The organism is Oleiphilus sp. HI0061, from assembly GCF_001635675.1.
Genome location: NZ_LWFE01001257.1, coordinates 1 through 1,942, shown reverse-complemented (window position 1 = coordinate 1,942; position 1,942 = coordinate 1). Strand labels below are relative to the sequence as shown.

1 protein-coding gene is annotated in these 1,942 nt (G+C 41.2%); it reads right to left on the bottom strand.

Annotated features, from left to right (window positions below):
- Nucleotides 1-1,564 (bottom strand): histidine kinase dimerization/phospho-acceptor domain-containing protein (locus tag A3735_RS19700; RefSeq protein WP_304439996.1); only part of this gene is annotated, 1,564 nt, incomplete at its 3' end.
- Nucleotides 1,565-1,942: the final 378 nt, after the last annotated feature.

Genomic DNA, 1,942 nt, shown 5'->3' with positions numbered 1-1,942 from the left:
CAGTATCAGTAATACTAATACTCACTTTTATTTTATCGCCAACTTCTAAGGTCGAAGCGGTCATTTTGATAATGCATTGTTCGGTAAACTTTTCTGCATTGCTGACTAGATTCGAAACGATTTGCTTAATTCTATTCGGGTCACCTTTTAAATACTGATGAGAAATGTCTGTGCACTGGAGTTCAAGCTTGACGCCTTTCTTTTCAACAGTCCCTTTCCATAAGCTTTCTTGGTGACGAAGAAGCTCAGAAAGGTCAAAATCGATATATTCGAGTTTTAGCTTGCCAGCTTCTATTTTCGAAATATCTAATATTTCGTTTAGTAGTGACAGTAAGGATTCTGCGCTAGAAAGAGATAGTTCAGCCTGATCTCGCTGCTGTTCGCTTAGATCGCTACCTAGTAGCAAGTGGAGCATACCCATAATGCCGTTCATGGGAGTTCTGATCTCGTGGCTCATGCTGGCTAAAAACTCGCTTTTAGCAACGTCTGCAGCCACGGCTTTTTGTTTTGCATCTACAAGGTCTTGATGAGCCCCTACCTCGGCATCAATGTCCTGCACTGAACCATACAAACGAAGGCAGACTCCATCTTCAAACTCTGCTTCACCGGTACTAGTGATCCAAATATGATGGCCTTTATGTGTTTTTACTTTTAACTGTTCAGCCCAAGGCGTGCCGGATCTGATGGCTTCGAGTTGGAGTGCTTCAAGTTTCCCCATGCTTTGTTCGGGATAGAATTGCTTGATAGAGTCGGGCGTGGGAGTGAAGCTATCGTCTACCTCAAATATCTCTCTCGTTTTTGACGACCAGGTTAGCACTTTACTTTGAATGTCATATTCCCATGCGCCTATTCGTGCCTGGCTGCTCATTGCTTCTAGTAGACTACTCTGTCGCTTAAGCATGCTCGTACGTTTGCTGACAATGTCTTCAAGATTTGAGTTAAGCGAAAGCAAGTTGTTTTTCGATTTATCAAGACGCTTTTTAAGTGATGTGAATACATTATCTAAGCGCCGTAATTCACGGCTATCAAGCCCGGGGTGTGAGAGTTCAGCAGATAGAGTTGGCCTATCGTCATGTATGTTGTCAAAGTCAGTTGTTTCCATCTTAATCAGAAACTTATCAAGTGCTTTAACTAGAAACTTGTTAAACGCCCACAGAAAGAGTATCCATAGCACAATTGACTTAATAACAGCGTTCACCAAAATGAATAGAAAATTGTGTTTAACTTGGTCTATTACTATGTCTCTGCTTGAAAACAAGTAAAGTGTACCCATTTTACGTCCATCGTAGCTCACCTCGAATTCTTGATAGAACTTATTTGCCCAGCTGTCTTTATCTACGTTCTCTTTGGGGCTATTTCCATCGACGAAAATCTGTTTCGATTCTGAATCTATCAGCAGGATTCCTGAAATATCGGCAAGCCCTAATACCCCCTGGAGCGTAGCTTCAAGTTGCTCCATATCATAATTCCACCAAGCTGTGGCAATAGACTTTCCAAAGATCGATTGGTAGGTAATAAGGTTACGGTCTATGCGTAACTTTTGTTGCTGGTACTCGTTATACATATGTACAGCAGTGATCACCAAAGTAATCAGCAATTAGAGTGAAAAGACAACTCTTAGAAGCCTTACACCCAAGCTGTAGCCCTGATTGTTGGCTTTGTCGCCATCGTTCAAAATGATCACCATTGTTAGAAGTGGAAATATCTAAACCACTGATCCTCAAGTGTAGTTTAATGAGAGAAGATCGCTAGTGGGTGAGTGATTCTGAATCAATTTTTGTGGCTCTAGATATGCCGATATGTAGTGTTTTAAGTGGTGAATAGGGGCTGAGCGTTTAGAATTCGGGTTGTTATCTATGCAAATAGCCAAGATGATAAGATGAACAACAATTATCTTTTCAGCTTTGTTTCATGTGTTAAAGTTGCGTTCTAGCGAAAGGCT